Origin of the sequence: Moraxella sp. CTOTU48717 (genome assembly GCF_032057165.1) — a bacterium.
Lineage (GTDB): Bacteria > Pseudomonadota > Gammaproteobacteria > Pseudomonadales > Moraxellaceae > Faucicola > Faucicola tetraodonis.
On the sequence record NZ_DAMBBC010000012.1, the window covers coordinates 79,132 to 93,203 of the forward strand.

General features: G+C 42.5%; 12 protein-coding genes and 1 tRNA gene. 6 read left to right on the forward strand and 7 right to left on the reverse strand.

Annotated features, from left to right (window positions below; all coding sequences use genetic code 11):
- The first annotated feature begins 70 nt into the window (after positions 1-70).
- The 3 genes from coq7 to RT084_RS08550 all read left to right on the forward strand — a co-directional run bounded on the left by coq7 (position 71) and on the right by RT084_RS08550 (position 4,538).
- Positions 71-733 (forward strand): 2-polyprenyl-3-methyl-6-methoxy-1,4-benzoquinone monooxygenase, encoded by a 663-nt coding sequence (gene coq7, locus RT084_RS08540; RefSeq protein ID WP_312385685.1) that lies wholly within the window; start codon positions 71-73, stop codon positions 731-733.
- Positions 734-978: 245 nt separating this feature from the next.
- Positions 979-2,022 (forward strand): tetratricopeptide repeat protein, encoded by a 1,044-nt coding sequence (locus RT084_RS08545; RefSeq protein WP_312385684.1) that lies wholly within the window; start codon positions 979-981, stop codon positions 2,020-2,022.
- Positions 2,023-2,222: 200 nt separating this feature from the next.
- Complete coding sequence (locus RT084_RS08550) at positions 2,223-4,538, forward strand: esterase/lipase family protein (RefSeq protein WP_312385682.1); 2,316 nt, start codon at positions 2,223-2,225, stop codon at positions 4,536-4,538.
- Positions 4,539-4,642: 104 nt separating this feature from the next.
- Here the strand turns inward: RT084_RS08550 and RT084_RS08555 are convergent, their stop codons facing one another.
- From RT084_RS08555 to ndk, 5 genes are all read right to left on the reverse strand, one after another.
- Complete coding sequence (locus tag RT084_RS08555) at positions 4,643-5,542, reverse strand: LysR family transcriptional regulator (protein WP_096488551.1); 900 nt, start codon at positions 5,540-5,542, stop codon at positions 4,643-4,645.
- Between the two features lie 228 nt (positions 5,543-5,770).
- The gene (dnaX, locus tag RT084_RS08560) at positions 5,771-7,846 is read right to left on the reverse strand and encodes a DNA polymerase III subunit gamma/tau (RefSeq protein ID WP_312386049.1); all 2,076 of its coding nucleotides are present in this window, start codon (positions 7,844-7,846) and stop codon (positions 5,771-5,773) included.
- 64 nt (positions 7,847-7,910) lie between these two features.
- The gene (grxD, locus tag RT084_RS08565; RefSeq protein ID WP_007116440.1) at positions 7,911-8,249 is read right to left on the reverse strand and encodes a Grx4 family monothiol glutaredoxin; all 339 of its coding nucleotides are present in this window, start codon (positions 8,247-8,249) and stop codon (positions 7,911-7,913) included.
- A 171-nt stretch (positions 8,250-8,420) separates the two neighbouring features.
- Complete coding sequence (gene ispF / locus RT084_RS08570) at positions 8,421-8,921, reverse strand: 2-C-methyl-D-erythritol 2,4-cyclodiphosphate synthase (RefSeq protein WP_312114194.1); 501 nt, start codon at positions 8,919-8,921, stop codon at positions 8,421-8,423.
- A gap of 728 nt (positions 8,922-9,649) precedes the next feature.
- Complete coding sequence (ndk, locus tag RT084_RS08575; protein ID WP_050323952.1) at positions 9,650-10,081, reverse strand: nucleoside-diphosphate kinase; 432 nt, start codon at positions 10,079-10,081, stop codon at positions 9,650-9,652.
- A 299-nt stretch (positions 10,082-10,380) separates the two neighbouring features.
- Here ndk and RT084_RS08580 point away from each other — a divergent pair, with 299 nt between their 5' ends.
- From RT084_RS08580 to RT084_RS08590, 3 genes are all read left to right on the forward strand, one after another.
- Positions 10,381-11,196 carry a phosphodiester glycosidase family protein gene (locus RT084_RS08580; protein ID WP_284035234.1) on the forward strand — a complete coding sequence of 272 codons (816 nt, stop codon included), beginning with the start codon at positions 10,381-10,383 and terminating at the stop codon, positions 11,194-11,196.
- A 150-nt stretch (positions 11,197-11,346) separates the two neighbouring features.
- Positions 11,347-11,423 (forward strand) — tRNA-Ile (locus RT084_RS08585).
- A 312-nt stretch (positions 11,424-11,735) separates the two neighbouring features.
- Positions 11,736-12,344, forward strand: coding sequence for a TetR/AcrR family transcriptional regulator (locus RT084_RS08590; RefSeq protein WP_312386048.1), 609 nt, complete (start codon positions 11,736-11,738; stop codon positions 12,342-12,344).
- Between the two features lie 236 nt (positions 12,345-12,580).
- Here RT084_RS08590 and RT084_RS08595 read toward each other — a convergent pair whose 3' ends face one another.
- Together RT084_RS08595 and RT084_RS08600 are read right to left on the reverse strand one after the other, a co-directional pair.
- Positions 12,581-12,880 (reverse strand): DUF1330 domain-containing protein, encoded by a 300-nt coding sequence (locus tag RT084_RS08595; protein WP_219330858.1) that lies wholly within the window; start codon positions 12,878-12,880, stop codon positions 12,581-12,583.
- 3 nt (positions 12,881-12,883) lie between these two features.
- On the reverse strand, positions 12,884-13,567 hold the full coding sequence (locus tag RT084_RS08600; RefSeq protein WP_050323949.1) for a type 1 glutamine amidotransferase domain-containing protein: 684 nt from the start codon (positions 13,565-13,567) through the stop codon (positions 12,884-12,886).
- Between the last annotated feature and the right edge of the window lie 505 nt (positions 13,568-14,072).

The window sequence follows — 14,072 nt, forward strand, 5'->3', positions numbered from 1 at the left end:
TGATATTGAGTAGAATTAACGCCATATTCTGCGCATAATAGCGATTAGAAACACTTTGAATAGAGCGCCTATGTCGATTGAACCAGCACAAAACAACCTATCACTCAGTAAGCTAGACCGCAATATTGTCTTCTTTGATCGGGCGATTCGCTCGTTTATTCCAAACAGTAATCTTAGCACCCGCCCATTGCCTGTCTCTAGCCCCGATGTGCCAAAACTGTCCGTGGAAGAAGCGCGTCATGTCGCAGGTCTCATGCGTATCAATCACACGGGCGAAGTATGCGCGCAAGGACTGTATCACGGTCAAGCATTTACCGCCAAACAAGCAACAGTCAAAAAAGCCATGCACCAATCTGCGCTAGAGGAGATTGACCATTTGGTATGGTGTGAGACGCGGTTAAATGAATTGGGTAGTCATCCTAGTATTTTTAGTCCGCTTTGGTATGGGCTATCGTTTGGCATGGGTGCGGTAGCAGGATTGATTTCTGATGAGTTTAGTTTGGGGTTTGTCGCAGAGACAGAAACCCAAGTCAGCGAGCATTTGCACAGCCATCTTGGTAAGCTACCTGCACACGATAAACGCAGTGCTGAGATTTTAAGCCAAATGGATAAAGAAGAATTACATCACCGTGATAAAGCAGTCGAATCAGGCGCCAGCCCATTGCCACTACCCATCAAAACTACGATGCGTTTTTTGGCTAACTGCATGAAAACGGTGGCGTATCATATTTAACTGAGAATCTTTAACTAAGCGTGCTTAACCGAGCGTGTTTAAATGAGCGCGACTGACAGCCTCAATCGTTGGCTGGCGTGTTTATTGCTATAACCTTGCTTAATCGCGCTGTTTTCGCGTAAAAATATAACAATAACTTTATTTTTTTTTGATAGTATTTTTACATTATTGCTTTACATTGTTGCTATGGGATAAGCTGACTGATTTTTGCAATCCATCCCACCCAATTTTTTAAGGAAATTTCAATGACTCACATGGTAAAACCCCTAACATATACCTTAGCTATTTTGATGGCAACCAATGCCACTGTAGCGATGGCTGCAACGGCAACCGCAAAAACAACAACCAAGACGACCACCACCAAAACCACCACGGCAAAACCCGCTACCCAGACAACAGCCATTAAAAAAACCACGGTGACCAAAGCCAAAACTACCAACAAATCAACCGAAAAATCGGCTGATACGGTCAGTAATAGCGTGAAGAATACTACCCCGCAAACGACACCCCCGTCAGCCACCTCAAATACAGGTTCAGTGATAGTGCCTGTTTTGACCGCCCCAACGGTTGCCAACGTTATTTATCCATCTACCAACAGTGTACAATTGGTAGGCACGGATATTTCAGCGCAAAACTTTGCCAATATCCCGCTACCGACTTTAACGCTTAGTAATATCTCAACAATAAAAACCGTTTTGATTCCACGAACCGCGGATAATAGTACACAGTTAGATGTCAGCGTGTTAGACGATTTTATTACTTATGTTACCCCAATGGCGCGTCATTACCCACCTGTTTTTTCGAGCCGTACTGAGCGCTACAATACCACTGAGCGACTCAAATCATTGACCGCATGGATTGAGACCTACGCACAAAATCCAAATGCCTCTTATGAGGTGCTACTGCGTGCAGCAAAACTCAATGCCATGGGTCGCAATCTGGATTTAGGTTCTGATTATGCCGTGCGTGCAGGCAATTATATCGCCCGTGCCGTGAGGCTCAATGACACAGCAGAAGCCAACTTCTTATATGGCGCAATGCTCGCTGAGGGTGGCGGTTTTAAAGAAGGTGCCAAATACTTAGAAAAAGCCGAAAAAATGGGCTATCTAGAAGCTACGCAAAGTTTGGCGCAAGCGGATTTATTGGATGACAAAAAAGACCGCGCCATTCAACGGTTAACGGAATTTAAAGCCAAAAACCCAGACAATCCGTATATCGATGAGCAATTACGCATCGTCAATAGCGGTAAATACTATATTTGGGATATCCCTGCAAAAGTCGTTCAATAATTTTTTGCGTTCATACCCTAGCCGTGGTTTAATATCACTGCTAAGTCACCATGCTAATTCACCATCATAGTTGAATTTTAGCATGGTGATTTTTTTCACCCTATCATTCAGTGATAGGTACATTTTTTGCGCTGCATTTTTTTTGTGCTATCTATTATTGCTCTATCCTTTTTTGCTCTATTTTAGCCGAGTAAATCACCATGCCGCTAACAAACCAATCTACTAGATTTTGTCAAACGTCTCTCATCACAGCGACGACATTGGTTACTATCATCACCCTTACTGGCTGCGCCACCACCAAAATCGGTAGCCGCGATACTGCAAGAGCCATCATCGATCAGCGCGTCAGCGTGTTATCGGGCAGCCGATTGAGTTCTGACACCAAAAGCCGTTTAGTGCAGGCAGGTTTAGATGAAGAAAAATGCTTGGTAAACATGCCTGCCTGTGTAGTGATGCTCAAGCAAGCGGATCTTAATACCGATAAAGGGATTTATGGCGCAATTAGTGAGCTGTTTTACGCCTCTGCCCAGCAGCGCCAGCAAGCCAAAACTTGTACCAATCCGCCAAAAGATTTGGCTACAGACTATGCCAAAGATTTGGTTGGCAAGACCGACGTTGTAGCGCCCAAACCCGATGAAATCTCTTGTACCACTGCCTTTCAAGACGATATGCTGCAATCGATTCGGTTTTCTTACATTTATTTGATGTACGATATCCTCAATCCAACCGTCGTCAATCAACAACCGTCACAATTATATTATCTGCCAAAAGAACGCGATACCCAAATTCAGGATTTGTATTACGCTGCCATCGATGCGTTAGGTGATCGCCTGTATCATCAAAAAATGGCAGAAAATTATCAAATCACTCGCAACAAACTGCGTGTCAGTATCAATGGACAACCGTTTACTGATAAATCGGCATCGATGAAGTTGATCTCAAGCTACCAGATTGATTTATCAAAATTTAACACCATCAGTCGCCGCGATGGCTTTGGCATCAATTATGTGGCACTGCTCAATAGGCGCATCAATACGGCGGTGATTATTGACTTGTTGCAACACTATGCCAATGATACACCGCTAGAAGAACGTATCCACCAAACAGGGCATTTGCCTATGACTGCGGTGTTGGTGCCCAAAGGCAATACCATTGATGAGTTGCAAAAAACCACCGATTTTTCGCTCAATATTTATGATCCCTATCACTTTAAAAGTGTCTCTATACTCAACAAAGATTTTGCACTATCGGCGAATTTTTCGGCAGCCTATGGCTTATGGTCACAGGACAACCGCCTAGGCAATATCAGCTATCTAAGTTTGTTCGCCTCGCCCTATCAGCAGACCCAGCCGCATTTATTTATGCTTGAGCCTTACAATCCTAATAAGCGCGTGATTATCATGATGCATGGGTTGGCATCAAGTCCTGAAACTTGGATTGGACTGACGAATGACATTTTTAATGACCCAAAACTTCGCGAAAATTTCCAAGTTTGGCAGATTTTTTATCCAACCAATATCCCGATTCTGGAAAACCGCCACCAAATTTATGACTTGATTGAACGCGCTTTTAAAACCGTCGACCCTGAGCAGCAGGACGTTGCCAGTCAACATTCGGTGCTGATTGGTCATAGTATGGGTGGGGTGATTGGGCGGTTGTTGGTATCGAATGATGACTTGACGCCCAAAGTCGAATCGCTGGTTGCCAATTACTCACAGCTGAATAATTTTTCAGCAGGCTATGCCGCATTTGTCCGTCATGCACAAAACAAAACGCTCAGTGACCGCTTTAAACTTCAAGCGCTGCCGCAAGTCGATCGCGCGATTTTTATCTCTTCACCATTTCGCGGTACCGATTATGCCGATCGCTGGTTTACTCGCAGTTTGCGCCGTATCATCTCGCTACCGGCAGGGTTTATCCGCACCGTGTATAGCAATTTAAATTCGTTATTTACTGAAGGGGTGGTTTCAAGCAATCCGCTGGCACAGCTATTTTTGGAAAATGGCGCCAGCCAGTTGAGCAGCCACTCTTACTTTAACCAATTAACGGCAGATGTCAAAATCGCGCCCAATGTTGCGGTCAATAACATCATCGCCACTGATGATAAGGATTTGTCCAATGCGCTCAATCAGTTTACCGCTAAGGCAGCCAATAGCACTACTGATGATGTATCGGCATCCATAACATCTTTGAAAAATGACAATACAACCGCGACCGTGAAACCCGCCACAGAGACCAATCTGTATAACACCACGAGTCTGGCGCAAGCCAAACAAAGTCTGGATGAGAAAAAGCAACTCTTAGAATCGGTGAAATATGGGGCAACCGACCGTGTCTCCGATGGTATTGTGCCGTACAACAGCTCGCATTTAGAAGGCGTGGAATCTGAAAAAGTGCTTACCGGTCGTCACAATGTCCATACCAGCCCGCAGGCGATTTTGGAGTTACGTCGCATCCTACATCAACAACTTACTCGCTATGGTGTCACCCAAGCGCCACCTGACAGACAGCCTTGATAGCCACTATCAGCATCAATAAAAAAGCGAATAGCCTTCACTATTCGCTTTTTTATTAAATTGTTTTTTGCTACTAATTATTGTTACTACTGACAATCCAACCGCTAAACTTTAGCAAAATACTTGGTCAACACTTCAAGACAGCGCGTCACCTTCGCAGGTTGTTGTTCATGTCTGGGTGTTACCGCATACAGCATATAACTTGGTAATTGGTAACCTGGCAATACTTCCACCAAATCGCCATTTGCCAATTCTTTTTGGATATCTAGTGACATGATACGGGCAACGCCATGCCCTTCTTTAGCAAGGGTCGTGGCAAGCATAATGTTGTTGGTTTGAATACGCGTTGGCATACGCACGCGTGATTTTTTACCTGTTTCCACATTGATCATATCAACTTGATTGGGATCTTTGATAAGACTAATGCCAATCATATTGAGTTTGGCCAAATCTTTTGGCTCGGTCAATTTTTCATTTTGACGTAAAAAATGCGGTGAAGCCACCAGCAGCTGACGTACCTCGGTCAAAGGAAACGCCGATAAACTACTGTCATTAAGGTTTGGTGACATCCGAAGGGCGATATCGATACGCTCTTCAATTAAGTCAACATACTGATTGTCCGCTTCAAAATGGATGGTTAAATCATCATGCGCCGAAATCCAAGTCGACAGCGCCGGTAAAATATGATTCACACCCAATTCTGGCGTGGTCGCAATGCGTAAGTTCCCTGCTAACTCATCGCGTAATTGATTGACACGGATACGACCTTGTTCGGCTGCCGCAACCACATCTTTGGCACTCTCATAAAAACTAGTACCTGCTTCCGTTAAGCTTAACTTACGAGTTGAGCGATGCAATAACACCACACCCATATCGTTTTCTAACGAGCGGATTTGTTGACTAACCGCACTTGTTGTTATGCCCAGTTCTTTTGCAGCACCACTAAATGAACCATGACGTACAACACTTGCAAAAACCGCCATGCCTCTTAAATTATCAAGCATATTTCACCCAATTTTATCACTTAATCAAAGTCACTTTTAAAAGCTGATGTATTATACGTTATTAGCAAGATAAATTAAACGACATCGGGATTTATTAACTAAAATTATTAATATTTTTTTCAATTATTTAATATTGTATTCTATTGATTTTCTTAACAAATATTGGTTTCCCTCAATTATTCATCCGTTAAAAAAGTAAAAATTAGAATTTATATAAATTAAATTGACTTATTGAATTAACTTAACAGAGCTAATCGAGGCGTGTTGCTGCAACAGTGCCTGCGTAACTGCTTGTTGTTCAAGCTGGTGGGTAGCTTGTTGTAACGCTAGTTTTTCGCGGGCTTCTTGTAGCGCTTCTGGTTTTAATTTCTCTAGCGCTTGAAAATTACTTGCCGACTCCGCCAAACGAATATCAATACCCTCAAAAAGCTGTCGAAGTTTTTGGCAAAAATTATCAAAAGTTGCGGTATGGGTCAAAAAGCTTTGTTCGGTCACAAATTGGCTAACCCCATGAATCTCGCCCGTCATAACCCCGCGTTTGGCAAGCACTAATTCATCATCATCGAGCCAGCCTTGCTCACGGGCATTAAACACCCAATAATCCCATTTGGCAGGCGTCCATTCGCCCTCAAGTGGTACATCAGTGGGTTTGAGCAACGCCAGTGGCGATACATCAGCAATATCATTACCCTCTTCCCCTCTCATGTGTTGGGGATTGTCAGCATTAACATTGCTAGCTAGGGCGACTGGTGCTGGCTCATTTTTTTTTATCGGGTTGCTATCTTCCGTAACCATAGCAGGTGCGGTAACAATGCCAGGCATGCTAGTTTCATGATGACTGACACTGGGTTGCAAGTCAGATGAGCGATTGGCAATGGCATCGTCTTCTATGGGTGGCGTTTGCTGTATGGTAGTATTGACCGCGGCTTCATCGATAGATATGAAATGGCTATCATCAAATGCCTGTTGTTCAGTGCCTTGTTCAATGATTTGTTCAATGCTATCAACGCTCGCAACGTTTGGCGCAGATTTGAGCAGATTGTCATTCGATAAGTTGTCATCACTCTGCTCGGAGGTTACTTGTAAGCTATCTTCAGCCATTACTGAAGACTTTGCACTTTGTATGGCTTCGCTAGGCGTTGTGTCAACAAGTTGAGAATCAGGACTTTGAGAGTCAGGGTTACTAACGATTGGCGGACGAAGCAGGATTTGATTGCGATGCAGTGGCTTGAACGCCATCAAGCGGAGTAAACACATCTCTAACGCTTGCATCGGCGTATTGGCTAATGCCAAGTTTTCACGGCTTTTTACCACAATATCATAATATAGTTGTAATAGCTCTGCGGGTAACTGCTGAGCCAGTTGTTGCAATTGCTCGCTTTGCTGGCGATTGATTTGCAAATCAAAATTTGGCAAGGCCTGCAAAATTGCCAATTGATGTAGCGTCTCAGCCAACCTGTCAAATACGGCTTTGGCATCCACCACCTGCTCACGCAGAAGCTGAATGGATTGCGTCAGCTGCTGGGTATTTTGCTCATAAATATTGGCAAGGATAGCGATGACATCGGCTTGGTCAATTAAGCCAAGCATCTGGCGAATCACTTCATCTGTGACATTGCCATTGCCAAACGCAATGGCTTGATCAGTGAGTGACAACGCATCACGCACGGAGCCTTTGGCACTGCTCGATAGCTGCCATAAGGCATCAGGCTCGTAGCTGATTTGTTCTTTGTTCAAAATCGTGCCAAGATATTCAGCGAGCGCCACTTGCGGCAAAGGTCTAAGGACAAATTGTAGACAACGCGAGATGATGGTAATAGGCAGTTTTTGTGGGTCAGTAGTCGCAAGCAGAAACTTCACATGCGCTGGCGGCTCTTCGAGGGTTTTGAGTAGCGCATTAAAACTATGCGTCGATAGCATATGCACTTCATCAATTAGATAGACTTTGTAGCGACCTTGCGTTGGTGCATACGGTACGTTGTCGAGTAATTCACGGGTATCTTCAACTTTGGTACGTGATGCCGCATCAATCTCAATCAAATCAATAAAGCGACCACTATCGATGGATTGGCATACACCACATACGCCACAAGGCTCGCTTGTCACCCCTGTCTCACAGTTAAGGCATTTTGCCAAAATACGCGCAATGGTGGTTTTGCCGACCCCTCGCGTACCCGTAAATAGATACGCATGATGCAAGCGCTGGTTATGGATGGCATTGATTAATGCTTTGGACACATGTTCTTGTCCCAGCAGCTCATGGAAGTTTTTTGGACGATATTTGCGTGCTAGGACTTGATACATGGTTATGGATACATGACAACAAAAACGTTAAAAAAGAAATAACCTTAACCCACTAGTATTAAAACTAAACCGCTGGGCTATTGGCTTCAATTAGGGGTTGTAATTCACCGTCTTGGAACATTTGATAGATAATATCACTGCCGCCAATCAGCTCACCTGCCACCCATAATTGTGGAAAAGTTGGCCAGTTAGCAATCTGTGGCAAAGTTGCACGGATTTCTGGGTTTTCAAGAATATTGACAAACGCAAATGGGCGACCAATTTGGGTTAGCACATCCACCGCACGCGCAGAAAAACCGCATTGTGGGAACTGTGGCGTGCCTTTCATATAAAGCAATACGCTGTGTTGAGCGATTTGGTCACGGATGGTTTGTTCGATGTCAGTTTGGTTCATATCAGTCATATGAAATTCCTTTATCAAGCCCTTTAAAGTAGAGCGCTATCTTCGCAGCTAGAATTTGACTCACTAATAATGAGTGCAGGGTTGCTATTATACGCTATTTTGGCTGCCGAAAGTAAACATTCAAGATGCCCACCCCAAAAAAGTCAGCAGCAAAACCGCCCGCAAATTCCATTAATTTGATGAAGTCACTTGTTCAAGCAACACCACGCAGCTTACCATGATCCCTTCTTGACGACCGGTAAACCCAAGCTTTTCAGTCGTGGTGGCTTTGACGCTGATTTGGTCAATCGCGCAGCCCATGACACCGGCAATACGCGATTGAATCTCGGTACGATAAGGCAATAGTTTTGGACGCTCCGCCATGATAGTGATGTCGGCATTAATAAGCGCAAAGCCTTTTGATTGGATAAACTGGTACACTTGGTTTAGCAAAATGGTCGAATCTATATTGCGAAAACGCTCATCGGTATCTGGGAAAAACTGCCCAATATCGCCAAGTGCCAATGCACCAAGCAACGCATCACACAACGCATGTAGCACCACATCGCCATCAGAATGCGCAAGCAAACTGTGGGTATGGGGAATTTGTACCCCGCCTAATGTTATGAATTGGTTTTCTGTGCCGTCGTTGACAAAGGCATGAACATCAATACCCTGACCGATTCTTATCATGGTTAATCCTATTGTTTTATCTTGCTGTCGTAATTTTGGTAGGCTATTCTGTTTGGTTTAATGGTGTCTATTTTATCGGTCTCTATTTTAACGGTTAAAGCATGATTTACAAGTAGTTAGGCTGCCTTAAATAACAGCTTTGAATAACAGTTTAGAATAAAAACTTTGGATAACGACTTTGCATAGCATTCTAACAACAACTTTAAATAAAAACTTGGCATGACCAGTTACTATCGCTACTTGAGTTAAAAATTGGCTATCAAACAAGATTTACCCTATAACGTCTAAAAAAATTGATAAATCCTAGTAAATTGCTATGGTATTTTATTATATAACGTTATATAATATAAAAATAAACCCATCAAGTGGGGAACTTGATGGGAGTGGGTAATGCACTACTTGTTTTTATTTTTATTGTTTCTTTCTTCTTCTTTGTCCTGCTTAGGTGAGCCATAATACTACATTATGGCTTTTTTTCTTTTTATCCTAATCAAAAAAATTTGTGTTTTTTATATCCTTCTGAATTTATTTTAGCGTATTTGCCCCGGTGCTCTATGTGCTCTTTGTTATGAATTGTTAAATTAAGTTTCTTTAGTTTCCTTAATAAAACTATTAATATTAATTTTGCATCCTTATTTTTGCATTGCTGCTTTTTAATGATAAATCATCTGAGTGATAGGCAATAAAAAAACGGCTTAAAATTTAAGCCGTTTTTTGTTATGTTAAGATTAACGCGTACGTGGGCAAACTTCATTGTCATTGAAAAAGTAGCTGATTTCACGGGCTGCAGATGTGGTTGAGTCTGAACCGTGAACCGCGTTTTCATCAATGCTGTTAGCAAAGTCACGACGAATCGTGCCTTCAGCGGCGTCTTTTGGGTTGGTAGCGCCCATGATTTCACGGTGGTGAGCCACTGCGTTTTCCCCTTCAAGTACTGATACCACCACTGGGCCTGAAGTCATGAAAGATACTAAATCGTTGTAAAATGGACGTTCTTTGTGCTCAGCGTAGAAACCGCCTGCTTTTTCGTTATCTAAATGCAACATTTTTGCTGCCACAACTTTTAAGCCTGCTTTTTCAAAACGGCTGTAGATTTCGCCAATGTGGTTGCCTGCGACTGCATCGGGTTTGATAATTGATAACGTGCGTTCAATGGCCATGTTAAATTCCTTTAAAATTGAAGGGGATTATGATTTTAAGTGTGAGAAAATGTAAAAACAGCCCGTACCCTGCCCGATGGCTCTGTCAAATCGCGATTTGAAGATTTGAATAAACGCGGGGGGCTGTTCTTAGTTGCCTATTATAATGATATTGAGGGCAAAAACTAGTTTAATTCATCACTGTTAAGTCGAAATTGCTAGAATATCAAGTTGAACAAGTTTTTTGTAATAAATGGCGGATATATTCTGTGATACGCAAATGGTATAATAGCCAATAGCTTAAATTTTTTCTCAATGGTATGACGCTCTCAAATATCACAAAAACACAAGTGGTTGTTGTCAGCCTATGCTTGGCGCTATTATTGGTGGCAAGTATCGGTTTGGCACGTCAGTTTACTGTCAAAGCCGTGCCAGATTGTCAGCGCAAAAACCAGCCGTTCGACTATAGTATCTGCGAGCTTGATGCTAAAAACGTGGCGAATTTTTCACTGCAGTGGCAAAATCCCTCGTCCACGAGCCACCCATTATTACTCACCTTTACTGCCCTGCACGATTATCTGGCAAGCCAGCAACCTGCCAAAACCTTGTTGTTTGCGATGAACGCAGGGATGTACGATGGTAACTTTGCGCCGATTGGGTACACGGTCATCAATGGCAAGCAAATCCGAGCCCTAAATCTCAAGCAGGGCGGCGGCAACTTTCACCTAATGCCCAACGGGGTATTTTGGCAAGACAGTCAAGGTTTTTATATCACTGAAAGTCAAAGCATGGCAAAAAAACTGGCAAGCGGTGCAAAACCGACCTTCGCCACCCAATCTGGACCCATGCTAGTCATCGATGGCAACATCCATGCAGCATTTGATGCCAATAGTACCTCGAGAAAGTACCGCAATGGTGTTGGCGTGTGTGGTCGCAATCCTAGCCGCGTCAAATTTGTGATAAGCGATACCCCTGTCAGCTTTTATGAGTTTGCCGATTTGTTCAAATCGCAATTGGGCTGTGACAATGCGTTGTTTTTGGATGGCGGTAGTGCCTCGGCATTGTATAGTCAGACGCTGTCACGCAATGACAATAAATATATGGGTGTGATGATTGCGGTGACACAAGACAAATAATGCGTATTCGGTGAGACAATTTTATGCTGATTTAATCAGCGTTTTGCATAAAATTATCCATTTCCACATTGCAAAAATAATTTTTTAAGGTATTATAATCAGCCTAGTTTTGACAAATTTGCTTGGCAATATTTGTGACACTACCCTTTCGGGCCTATAGCTCAGTTGGTTAGAGCAGAGGACTCATAATCCTTTGGTCCACAGTTCAAGTCTGTGTGGGCCCACCATATAAAACAACCACTTAGGTACATTAAACCTCAGTGGTTTTTTATTTTTTAGCTTGCAATGATTAAATAGCAATTAGCGTCAATCCCTATTTTAAAACCATACTTCTAAATCCATACTCATGTGATTGGGTTTTGACTGTTTGAATCAATCACCTAATCACTATCTAATTTTATATAAATACTTGTTTTATATTGAATTATTGATGTTAATAGTTAACACATTCAATGAAAACGTCTTTACATTCATTGTAGATAAGTTATAATAAAAACTATACGACTGGTCTATTTTTTATAATAGCGTACACAATAACTATGGAGTCTGCCCCTATCAAGAAGTCTGAAGCAAAACGCTTACACATTCTTAACACCAGTTCTGACCTGATTTTGCGTAAAGGTTTTAGCGGTGTGGGATTACAAGAAATTTTACAAAGCTGCGAGATCCCTAAAGGTTCATTTTATCATTACTTCAAATCTAAAGAGTCTTTCGGCTGTGAATTGGTACAGTATTATGTAGATAATTACCAACGCCGTTTAGATGAACTCTGGCGTAGCGACCAATCGGCTTATCAAAAACTAATTGGGTATTTTAACCTATGGATTGAAGATCCTGATGCGCCATGTAGTTGGGCAGATAGCTGTTTAATTGTAAAACTTGCTGCAGAAGTCGCTGACCTATCTGAAGATATGCGCGCTATTATGTCCGATGGCGTCGATAAGGTAATCAAGCGGATTGCTGAAGTCATCGTTTTGGGCAAGCAAGATGGGTCTATCCAAGCAGAGACTGATGCCTTGACGGTAGCCCAAGTGACTTACCAAATGTGGATGGGCGCGGCGTTATTAAGTAAGCTGCAAAAAGATAAAACACCATTACATCAAGCCTTAAAAGCGACGGCGTTTTTATTAAAAAGTGGAAAGTCTTAAAAGTTAGCTTCGCTGGCTTAACCTCACTAGCTTAACCTTAGTAACTTAACCTCTCTAACTTAGCTTCACTATCTTGGCTTCACAACAATAATAGCTGCAAAAATTATAATAGCAGCCCAAATCATTATGTATGATTGGGCTGCTATTACATTAATTTGATAATAATGCATATCGCTCATGTACTAACTTGTAGGTTAGCACATCTGATAGCAGTGCTTTTTCTTAAAATGCTTTTTTTAAATAGCGTCTTCAACACCTTCAATAATAAAGGCGCGATAATTTGCCCCTTTTAGACGATGTTGTAATGCTTCTTGATAGACGGGACTGTTATACCAGTCTCGCGCGGCTGCCATATCAGGAAAGCGTAAAATAACAGCGCCTTCAATCTCATTGCCTTCAAGCACTTCTAAGTGACCATAAAAAGCCAAGGGTGTTAGCTCACGACCTTCACGAGCAAGCGGCGCTTTTTGTGCATATTGCGCCAGTTCCTCAGCGTCCGTAGTTTGCTCACGGGTAAATACCACATATGCAGACATGGGCTACTCCTTATTTAACAATTCAAGCAGTGCGCTGGCAGTTGCAGCAGAAGACGCAGGATTTTGTCCGGTAATTAGTAAGCCATCTACTTGGACATACACTTGCCAGTCACCTGCTTTAGAATAATGACCACCTTTTTCTTTGAGCATATCTTCGACCAAAAACGGTACAACTTCGGTCAATCCTACTGCTTCTTCTTCAGTATTGGTAAAACCCGTCACAGATTTGCCGCTGACCAAAGGCTTGCCATCACTGGTTTTTACATGACGAAGAACACCCGGGGCGTGACAAACTGTAGCAACGGGTTTTCCTGACTCAATCGCTTGTTCAATCAGAGCAATTGAAATCGGGTCTTCTGCCAAGTCCCATAATGGACCATGCCCGCCTGGGTAAAACACGGCATCATAATCAGCGATAGAAATTTCGCTAAGTTTATGGGTCTGTGCCAACGCTTGCATTGCCACGGGATCTGCTTCAAAGCGATGCGTGGTTTCAGTTTGTGCATCGGCTAAGTTACTTTTTGGGTCTAGCGGTGGCTGTCCACCTTGAGGTGACGCTAGGGTAACTTCAACACCCGCATCAATAAAGGTGTAATACGGTGCTGCAAGTTCTTCTAGCCAAAAACCTGTTTTCTTACCAGTATTGCCGAGTTTGTCATGTGAGGTCAGAACAAGTAAAATTTTCATGTTATTTTCTCTGATAGTTTTTAGAATTTGGGTTATTGCTACATGAGCACAACAAGAAGTCGTGTGCGCAATGTACAAGATGCCGAGCAAATCAATCCGTTATTTAATAGTATTGATTGGTAGCATTGACTAATAGCATTGAAAAAGATTGCGCGACTGATAACTAGGCAAACATTATCCGTCCAACAAACTTAAAAAATTGCTCAATACTGCAAACATTGGTCAATACTGCAAATATTGGTCAACGCTAGTCAAAACTAGGAGTGTGCTGTCATCATGCCGTCACTATACACAAAAATAGACCAGTCGTCTATTTATTTGTAGTGTAGATTTATTGATAGTGTAAATAATAAAATTTAATCCATCGGGAAAAGCAGTTTTTCTAAGTAAGCTAGCTAGCTTAAAACTTGGTAACGATTAAAGCCACAGGGCGATATGATGGCACGGTAAGTAATACCAAACCCAATAATTAAAGCACTGCCCAATGACGAGCAGTGAGCGACTT

Excerpts from the sequence above, each read along its gene's own strand:
- RT084_RS08580 (WP_284035234.1), top strand. The coding sequence starts at position 10,381 with ATGACGCTCTCAAATATCACAAAAACACAAGTGGTTGTTGTCAGCCTA.
- RT084_RS08550 (WP_312385682.1), top strand. The coding sequence starts at position 2,223 with ATGCCGCTAACAAACCAATCTACTAGATTTTGTCAAACGTCTCTCATC.
- ispF (WP_312114194.1), bottom strand. The coding sequence starts at position 8,921 with ATGATAAGAATCGGTCAGGGTATTGATGTTCATGCCTTTGTCAACGAC.
- RT084_RS08600 (WP_050323949.1), bottom strand. The coding sequence starts at position 13,567 with ATGAAAATTTTACTTGTTCTGACCTCACATGACAAACTCGGCAATACT.
- coq7 (WP_312385685.1), top strand. The coding sequence starts at position 71 with ATGTCGATTGAACCAGCACAAAACAACCTATCACTCAGTAAGCTAGAC.
- RT084_RS08545 (WP_312385684.1), top strand. The coding sequence starts at position 979 with ATGACTCACATGGTAAAACCCCTAACATATACCTTAGCTATTTTGATG.
- ndk (WP_050323952.1), bottom strand. The coding sequence starts at position 10,081 with ATGGCCATTGAACGCACGTTATCAATTATCAAACCCGATGCAGTCGCA.
- grxD (WP_007116440.1), bottom strand. The coding sequence starts at position 8,249 with ATGACTGATATGAACCAAACTGACATCGAACAAACCATCCGTGACCAA.
- RT084_RS08595 (WP_219330858.1), bottom strand. The coding sequence starts at position 12,880 with ATGTCTGCATATGTGGTATTTACCCGTGAGCAAACTACGGACGCTGAG.
- RT084_RS08590 (WP_312386048.1), top strand. The coding sequence starts at position 11,736 with ATGGAGTCTGCCCCTATCAAGAAGTCTGAAGCAAAACGCTTACACATT.
- dnaX (WP_312386049.1), bottom strand. The coding sequence starts at position 7,846 with ATGTATCAAGTCCTAGCACGCAAATATCGTCCAAAAAACTTCCATGAG.
- RT084_RS08555 (WP_096488551.1), bottom strand. The coding sequence starts at position 5,542 with ATGCTTGATAATTTAAGAGGCATGGCGGTTTTTGCAAGTGTTGTACGT.